Source organism: Streptomyces sp. NPDC005799 (assembly GCF_040630525.1).
In the GTDB taxonomy this organism is placed as follows: domain Bacteria; phylum Actinomycetota; class Actinomycetes; order Streptomycetales; family Streptomycetaceae; genus Streptomyces; species Streptomyces griseorubiginosus_B.
On record NZ_JBEXXQ010000120.1, the window covers coordinates 1 to 7,911 of the forward strand.

At 63.8% G+C, this 7,911-nt stretch carries 7 protein-coding genes and 2 pseudogenes; 4 read left to right on the top strand and 5 right to left on the bottom strand.

What is annotated here, in order from left to right; translation table 11 throughout:
• Nucleotides 1-844: 844 nt before the first annotated feature.
• Nucleotides 845-1,120, top strand: a complete 276-nt coding sequence (locus tag ABZ453_RS49530; protein ID WP_359026438.1) for a hypothetical protein — start codon at nt 845-847, stop codon at nt 1,118-1,120.
• Nucleotides 1,121-1,419: 299 nt separating this feature from the next.
• Here ABZ453_RS49530 and ABZ453_RS49535 read toward each other — a convergent pair whose 3' ends face one another.
• Both ABZ453_RS49535 and ABZ453_RS49540 read right to left on the bottom strand, forming a co-directional pair.
• Nucleotides 1,420-2,067 (bottom strand): transposase, encoded by a 648-nt coding sequence (locus ABZ453_RS49535; RefSeq protein WP_359026440.1) that lies wholly within the window; start codon nt 2,065-2,067, stop codon nt 1,420-1,422.
• Nucleotides 2,068-2,139: 72 nt separating this feature from the next.
• Nucleotides 2,140-2,421, bottom strand: coding sequence for a hypothetical protein (locus ABZ453_RS49540; protein ID WP_359026450.1), 282 nt, complete (start codon nt 2,419-2,421; stop codon nt 2,140-2,142).
• Between the two features lie 79 nt (nt 2,422-2,500).
• Between ABZ453_RS49540 and ABZ453_RS49545 the strand changes: the two genes are divergently transcribed.
• Nucleotides 2,501-3,190, top strand: a complete 690-nt coding sequence (locus ABZ453_RS49545; protein WP_359026442.1) for a hypothetical protein — start codon at nt 2,501-2,503, stop codon at nt 3,188-3,190.
• Here the strand turns inward: ABZ453_RS49545 and ABZ453_RS49550 are convergent.
• On the bottom strand, nt 3,147-3,917 hold the full coding sequence (locus ABZ453_RS49550) for a hypothetical protein (protein ID WP_359026444.1): 771 nt from the start codon (nt 3,915-3,917) through the stop codon (nt 3,147-3,149). The two genes, ABZ453_RS49545 and ABZ453_RS49550, sit on opposite strands and share 44 nt — an antisense overlap.
• Nucleotides 3,918-4,202: 285 nt before the next feature.
• Between ABZ453_RS49550 and ABZ453_RS49555 the strand changes: the two are divergent.
• Nucleotides 4,203-5,421: pseudogene (locus ABZ453_RS49555) on the top strand (IS110 family transposase).
• Nucleotides 5,422-6,084: 663 nt separating this feature from the next.
• Here the strand turns inward: ABZ453_RS49555 and ABZ453_RS49560 are convergent.
• A complete protein-coding gene (locus tag ABZ453_RS49560; RefSeq protein WP_359026446.1) occupies nt 6,085-6,600 on the bottom strand; it encodes an IS3 family transposase in 516 nt (171 codons plus the stop codon).
• A gap of 163 nt (nt 6,601-6,763) precedes the next feature.
• Nucleotides 6,764-7,099: pseudogene (locus ABZ453_RS49565) on the bottom strand (transposase); the annotation flags it as partial.
• Nucleotides 7,100-7,195: 96 nt separating this feature from the next.
• Here ABZ453_RS49565 and ABZ453_RS49570 point away from each other — a divergent pair.
• Nucleotides 7,196-7,723 carry a hypothetical protein gene (locus ABZ453_RS49570; protein WP_359026448.1) on the top strand — a complete coding sequence of 176 codons (528 nt, stop codon included), beginning with the start codon at nt 7,196-7,198 and terminating at the stop codon, nt 7,721-7,723.
• Nucleotides 7,724-7,911: the final 188 nt, after the last annotated feature.

Genomic DNA, 7,911 nt, shown 5'->3' on the forward strand with positions numbered 1-7,911 from the left:
ACCGGCGGGCTCACCCGCGATGATCTTCGTCTTGGAACGGAGCTTGGCCGTCGGCTGGGTGCCGTCGATCCAGATGTACTCAGCCTTGAAGGTCATGACTTGCCGTTCTTTTCTTTGTTCGTGAAATGTGAGTGATAAGCGGTCGCCAAAATGAGACGTTACTGAACTCCCCCAACAGGAAACTGGAGAACAGCCCGCTGCTCAGCTTTGGCGCGAGATAAAGTTTCCTGACCGTCAACCACCGCAACGCCGATCATGTGGATTTATTAGGGTTGCCTAGTGAGCGCACGGTGCAAAAATCTGAAATTCTCTGCCGCGATAATCGCACGACCGTATATGACACCCGTAGAGTCAAACATCTTAAAGTGACGCAGGCCACACCAGCAATCGGTAGCGGACTACCCTTGACTCAGAGACCAGCAAAAGTCGCAGAGCGGAACCGGAAGAACACGGAGTGCCACCAGGGTCACCCTTGGCTACCGGAAAAAAGTAACCGGCCACCGATACCCGCACCATCTGCCGACTCTGATCACTACCGACGTCTATTGTTGGCAGGCTCGAGGCATTTGCCTCTCGTGCCCGCAGCCTCGGATGTGGATCATCCGAAACCAGCGGACGTAGGCGAACACGCCGACGTGGTTTAGGCGGTGTCGCGCAGGTCGCGCCACACATACCACGGCGCGCGGCCCTCGCGTCAGCCAAGTCATACCCCATCGCTTCGGCACAGGGCGCCGAGCAAACTCGTCAAACGATCGCGATGTCCGAATGCTCACTTAACCACGCCGGGGAGCACCACTCGCTCAGCCCGCATGGGAACCTACGATACGTTTCTGAGGAGAACTTGATGAAAGCGTTGCTCTACTTGCGCACCGAAAAATCGGTGATGACCGGCCTTGATCTGGAGCGCCTGCTGTTACTGCGGCAGCATGCCCTGGACGCTGGATACACGGTGGCTCAGGTGTGGCCCGTGTACAACAGTGAGGACGTGCCGCGTATTCACTCAAGTCACTGGCATCAGGCCCGACAGGCGGTCAAGGATTACCGATTCGATGTGTTGGTGTCATGGGACGGGATCAACGACTGGCCGGTCACGCTGGACCGAGCCGAACTCATTATCTAAAAAACGATGTCTCACGTGGTGAGTTTGGCGAGTTCCTGTAGTGTCTTGTGATTCAATGCTTGGTCACCCGATCAGTGGCCACGCTGAAAACGCTCAGTCATTGAAATACGGGCCCCCGGCCGCACCGGCCTCGATTCTTCCGAGGGCTGACGGCGACGTTGTGAGCGGCTGGCTGCCCGATATATCCCGTACCGTGTCGGGACTGGCCGTCGCGTGACACTGCGGGGCGTCGGGTTCCACGGGCCCGAGGGGTGGTGGGGTGCTCTCCTCCTGGTGTCATCGGGGTGGGTGGCCGGCCGTCAGGTGAGGGCCGGGAGTTGGTGGGCCCGCTGCCAGGCGGTGGTGAACGCTGCCGCCCAGGGCCAGGTCAGGTCGAGGTGGAGGGTGCGTTGGCGAGCGTGGGCGGTGAGCCGGCCGGGCAGGTGGTAGAGCTTCCTGCGGATCGTCTCCGGTTGTGCGGCGGCGAGTTCGGGTTCGTCGTGCAGGAGAAGGAGCCGTGTCCAGGCGTCGAGGTCGGTGGTGATCATGGCGGCCAGTACCCAGGCGGCGTTCAGCTGCCAGGACGTCGAGGGCAGCAGCCCGAGGCCGACCCGCTTGATCGCTTTCACCCCGTCCTCGACCTCGGCGTGATCACGGTAGAGGCCGTCGACGAACCACACCTGCCCGGAGCCGGGAACCCCGGAAAGCCCGTGGTGGGCGGGGATGTTCGTGGCGGTGATCTGGTAGCGCCAGCCGGTGCGCGTCTCAAAAGCGGTCAGCTTCTTCGCGTCCCGCCGCGAGGGCTTGACCCGGCGCACGATCAGCCGCATCCCCTTGGGCCAGCCGGTCAGGTCACGGACCCCGGTCAGCTCGGCGACCTGGTAGGAGACCATGTCGCCGTCGGGGCCCTTGATCTCATGGACCTCGCCGTCCTGCCCCAGAGCGGCCGTCCACGCCTTCTCCGGCAAGCGCAATGGCCTGCTCGTCCGTGGCGTTGATGGCCCAGCCGGTCACCCAGCGCACCCGGCGCCGGCCGATGGTCAGACTCTGGAGATGGTCCAGGACCTCGTGGCTGAAGGCCGCACCGTCGATCCGCACCAGCAGCTTCGACCACAGCGGCAGCGGGAACTGCCGAAACGCCGCAGCCAGGACGCTCTTGTGGTCTTCGACATCGTTCGGCGGACCTTCAGCTGCCCAAGGGCGGCTTCGGCCTGCTCGCGGGTAGTGCACATCACCACGGCATCGTCGGCATAACGGACCAGCACCCCGTGACGGCGCGCGTCCCATGCCCGGTCCAGCCGGTGCAGATAGACGTTCGCCATCAACGGTGAAGCCACGCCTCCAACGCAATGGATAACCCGGGTGCATGTCACCCTCGGCGTCGGCGTCCGGTGACTGACAGTGGCCGGCTGGGGTGTGTTCGCGGATCGGGATGCGGTGCCGGATGGTGATCTTCTCGGGGCTGATGAGGATGTCCTGGACCAGGAGCCGGAGCACGCGTTGGCGTTCGGGAACGTCGGCCGTCTTCGTGCCTGCACGGAGCTGGGAGAGGAAGCCTTCCAGGTCGTGGGCGAGTTTGAGGTAGGCGTCGCGGTCGGCGAGCTGGGCTGTCAAGGCGTCGAGTTGGCCGCGCAGGTTGGCCTCGCGGGCCCGGAGGTCGGGCATGCGGGCCCGCAGTTCATCGATGGTGATCAGCTGTTCCTGGTATGCCTCGATCATGCGGGTGATGGTGCGGGTGGCTGCGGCCAGAGCGGTCTCCAGACGGGCGCGTTCGCGTCGGGCCGGGTCCGCGGTGCGGGCCTGCTGCAGGCGTCGGTCGATCTCGGTGCGGATCAGAGCGGGGTCGGTGAGGAGGCCGGTGACGTGGTCCCAGACGAGGGTGTCGAGGTAGTCGGCGCGGACCGGCTTGTTGGTGCAGACGCGTCCGCCTTCGTAGCGGTAGTCGTCCGAGCCCAGGCACCGGTAGTGGCAGTGGTCGAATGCCGTCATGGACGATCGCCCCGTTTCCGTAGGTTCATGACACGGACTCAGGTGGTGCAGGCGCTGGTCAGCAGTGGTCGTTGCTGTTCACGGCACGGTCCTTGCCGGTGACCTCACCGATCGGGAGGCCGTTGTCTCCGAGCGTGTTCCCCACGGCGTCGTAATAGGCACCCCTGGAGTTGATGTCGCTGTAGCCGCGGCCGCGCCAAGTATGGGAGGTGACCTCTTTGCCGTTGCTGTTGCCCCAGATGTACGTGTCGATGTGGAAGACCGGATTGCTGCGCACGGTGCGCATGATCGGTCTCTGGACCAACCAGCCCGCGCGCCGTGGGTTCACTGTGATGCCGTTGGTAGTCGCCCAGCCCTTGGATTTCGCGTACGACCAGGTGTGCGTGTAGCTGGCGCCCGCCTCGATCGAAAGGACCTTCGCCAGCGGAGTCCACTCGATGGCGACCGAGCCTGAGATGCTGTTGGCTGTGGTACTGGTGGTGGTTCCGTTCACCTGCGTCGTCTGGCTAATCGTAGAGCCGTAAGCACAATTGACCAGGGTATTTCCGATCTTGACGTCGGATCCGGGCCAAGTCCAGCTGGATGACTCGGGGTAGGAGCAGAAGCCCCAAAAGCGCTCGATGGGATAGGGCAGTTTCGAGGCCGGGTAACCGAGAGTCTTATCCACGGTCACTGCGCCGGTCTCGACGTTGAACCACCAGTATGTCCTCTTGGTTGAACCGGTGCACAGGGACATCAGTAGCTTGTCGGTGTCGAACTTCTCCGCGCCGCGAATGTTGGTCGCGGCGCTCGCCGGCGATAAGAAGGCCAGCACGGAGGCCAGGCTCAAAGTTCCAATCGCAGCGGTGCGGGCGACAGCTCTCGGTACGCCGGGCATTAGGGACAGTTTTATGGTGGATCTCATGGTGTGCTCTACTTTCTAGTCGTGGGTCTGAACAGTCATTCGTAGGATCGGTGGACCCAGGGGCTCCGGGTATGGCTCACATCACGCTGCACCGACGGATGGTTCATGGAGCCTCGCCGCCCGGAGCCCCGCGACGACTCGACCGCCAATTGGGAACTGCGATGCGATCGCTGCTGTAGGGCAACGCCGGCGAGGTCGTCTGCGGGATCGATGTACGACGAACTGGCGGAGGGGAACGTGCCCGAGATCTGGGCCGGGGTGGACATCGGCAAGACGCACCACCATGCGGTGGTGATCAACGCGCAGGGCGAGCGGCTGTTGTCCCGTCGCATCGCAAATGACGAGTCCGAGCTGCTGCAACTCCTCGGCGATGTCTTGGACATCTCCCAACGATGTGCTGTGGGCGGTCGACCTCAATCACGGTGGCGCCGCCCTGCTGATCGGTCTGCTGGTCAGCCACGACCAGCCCGTCGCCTGCCTGACCGGCCTGGCGGTGCACCGGGCGGCGGGCACCTACCGGGGCGAAGGCAAGACGGACGCGAAGGACGCCTTCGTCATCGCTGACCAGGCACGCATCCGCCGTGACCTCGGCCTGCTGCGTCCCGGGGACGAGATCGCCGTCGACCTGCGCACCCTGACCACCCGCCGCCTGGATCTGGTCTTCGACCGCACCCGGCAGATCAACCGGCTCCGTGCCCAACTGCTTGAGATATTCCCGGCGTTGGAGCGGGCACTGGACCTGACCAACCAGGGGCCGGTCCTGCTGCTGACCCGATACCAGACTCCTGCGGCCATCCGCCGCACCGGAGCCCGGCGGATCGAGACCTGGCTGAAGAACCGGAAGGTTCGCGGTGCCGCCGCCCTGGCGAAGACGGTCGTGGAGGCCGCCGAGACCCAGCACACTGCGCTGCCCGGCGAGAAGCTGGCGGCCGCCATGGTGGTCCGCCTCGCGAAGGGGGTGATGGCCCTCGATGAGGAGATCGCGGAACTCGACGCCCTCATCGAGGCCCGGTTTCGTGAGCATCCGCACGCCGAGGTGATCCGGAGCCTTCCGGGCATGGGGGCCAGGCTCGGCGCCGAGTTTCTCGCCGCGACCGGCGGTGACATGGATGCCTTCGGCAGCGCGGACCGGCTGGCGGGCTTCGCCGGTCTGGCCCCGCAGCCCCGCGACTCCGGACGCGTCAGCGGCAACCTGCGCAGACATCGCCGCTACCACTGCGGACTGCTGCGATCCATGTATCTGTCCGCCTTGGTCAGCCTGCGCTGCTGTCCGGTCTCCAAGGCCTACTACCATCGTAAGAGGAGCGAGGGCAAGGGGCACAAGCAGGCGGTCCTGGCCCTCGCCCGCCGACGGCTCAATGTCCTGTGGGCGATGATCCGTGACGGAGAGTGCTATCACTTCTCACCTCCCGTCACTGCTGCCGCTTGACAACGACATTGGGAAGCTCCTTCTCCAGTCGGGCGTGTGGTCGCTTGTGTTTCACCTGGCACTGCATGGTGTCGGCAGTCCTACTGCGGGACAGCCTCACGTCATGAAGCTTTGCGTTCAGTGGTTAGGTGCATGTGAACGCGCCGATACTTTCATCGTCCATGTATGTGTCAACTCATGTCAGAAATGACGCAGTTGCGGCGCGCACGCCTCGGACGTCATCTCACTTGGGTCGGTAGGCTTGCGGTCGTGGTCTCGATCCCTGGCCTCGATTTGTCAGCGGTAATCCCTGCCTGACGAGGCGGTGACTTCGTCTCGTTTATTCCGTTGGCGGGCGGGTGAGGCCGTCGCGTGTCGCTGCGGCTGCTCCGGGTTCCATGGGCCCGGAGACTGTGGGTCCCGTCCTTCCTGGCTCTCGTCCGGACGGTTCTGCGCTGGGCAGGTGGTCTGGGGGAGCTGGTGAGCCGGTTCCAGGCGAGGGTGAACGCGGTGGCCCAGGGCCAGGACACGTTGAGGCGGAGGTGCCGGATGCGGGCGTGTGTGCGAGGTGTCAATCCCCTCGAACTGTGGAGTCCTTCCTATGCAGCCAGCCCCACGGTGAGGTCGGCCCAGTATTCGCGTTCGTAGTCGATTGAGGTTCCCCCGGCGTGCGGGAGGTACTGATCAGCTGGTCAGGGCGGGTTGACGGGGTTTCAGGTTCGTTCGTTCGGTCGTTGCCCGGTCGGCGTAGTGCTTCTCTTCGAACTCGATCGGGCTGAGGTAGCCGAGCCGTTTCTGGATGCGCCGGGAGTTATAGAAGCCATCGATGTACTCGAACAGCGCCAGGTTCGCCTCGGCCCGGGTGGCGAAGACGCGGCCGCGGATGCACTCCGTCTTGGTGATCATCCACAGGTTCTCCGCGAGGGCGTTGTCGTACGAGTCTCCGACCGAGCCCATGGATGCCTGAACTCCCGCTCGCAGTAGGCGAGTTGTGAGCTTGATCGACGTATATTGACAGCCGTGATCCGCATGATGAATGAGCTGTCCGGGCTCGACCTCGCGGGACGCGAGGGCGTACTCGAGCGTGGACAGCACCAGGTCGGCGTCCGCGCGGGCGGAGGTCTCCCAGGCCACCACCCGGCGGGAGAACGCGTCCCGGATCGCGGACAGCCACAACGGGCCCTCGCCGGTGGAGATCATCGTCAGATCGGTGACCCCACAGCCGGTTCGGGGCACTCGCGGTGAAGTCGCGCTGGACCAGGTCCGGTGCCAGGGTGGCCTTGGGGTCCCGGCGCGTGAAGCCCTTGCGACGTGGGCTGATGCCCGCGATGTCGGCCTCGCGCATCAGGCGCTCGACCCGCTTGCGGCCCACATGGACGCCCTCGCGCTTGAGTATGGCGTGCACGCGCGGCGAGCCGTAGATCCCGCCCGAGTCGGCGTGGATCTCCTTGATCTGCTCGGTCAGTTCCGCGTCCCGGCGCACACGTTCGCACGGCTCGCGCTCGGCACGGCGCGGCGCCGGCGGTAGTACGTCGAGGAGGCGATGGAAAGGTACGCACTCGACCCCCAGGTGCGGGTGCTCGTCGACGAGCGCTGTCACCTGGGCCGGGTCGGGTCGAGGTGCGCCGCGAGCTGCCGCGACCTGCGACTTCACAGCATCACACGGACCCTGAAACAACCCTGAGGTGACATGCGACACGGACAGATGACCCTATCGTCACCCGCGTGACGTCTGCATTGATGGCTGCACCGTTGTAGGGTCGACGTCCAATTCGTTAACGATAGGATCATCTCGATGGGAAATTTTCGTCGCAAAGCGGCCTTTGTGAGTGTTGCAGCGATCGCAGCGATGGGGTTGGCACCATCCGTGGGCATGGCCGCGACAGTGGCCGGGGGACAAGGATCCGCCGGTGCGTGCCAACAAGAGGATCTTGGCACGCCGCTATACACTTTCCTCGATTGCACACCTATCCAGATTACCCAGGAAGAACGGGTTTACGATGTAAAAATTTCGTACCAAAATCTCTCTGACAAGCCTGTGACGGTGTCTCCGCAGATTCTGGTGGAGTCACCTGACGGCGGTCCTTTCCTTGCGCCTTCAGATGTGTGGCTTCGGCGGTATGACGCTGCTACCGGCCAATGGCAGCATGCCTGGCTTGGCACCCAGACGGGAACCCTCTTCACCCGCATACCGAACCACGGGCAGCAGCTGGGCGCTGGTGATTCCCTGGAGGCGGATTACCAACTGGTAGTCAAATCCCGAAATGCATTTTCCGCGCTGATTCAACCCAAAGTCGTCGTTTACAACTCTCACGCAGAGTAAGATTTCCGCGAAAGGAACCTCGATAATTCTGGTCGTCCGACGGATTTTCTCCTCACATCGGCAGGTGGAATGGTCGCCTTTCGCATCAACGAAGACACCAGGGCGCGTGCGTTCTCACGCGGCGGGATGAGTAACTCGTGCGTGGACGTGCTCTGATGGCCTGGTTGTCCGTACTTGGATGCGACGAA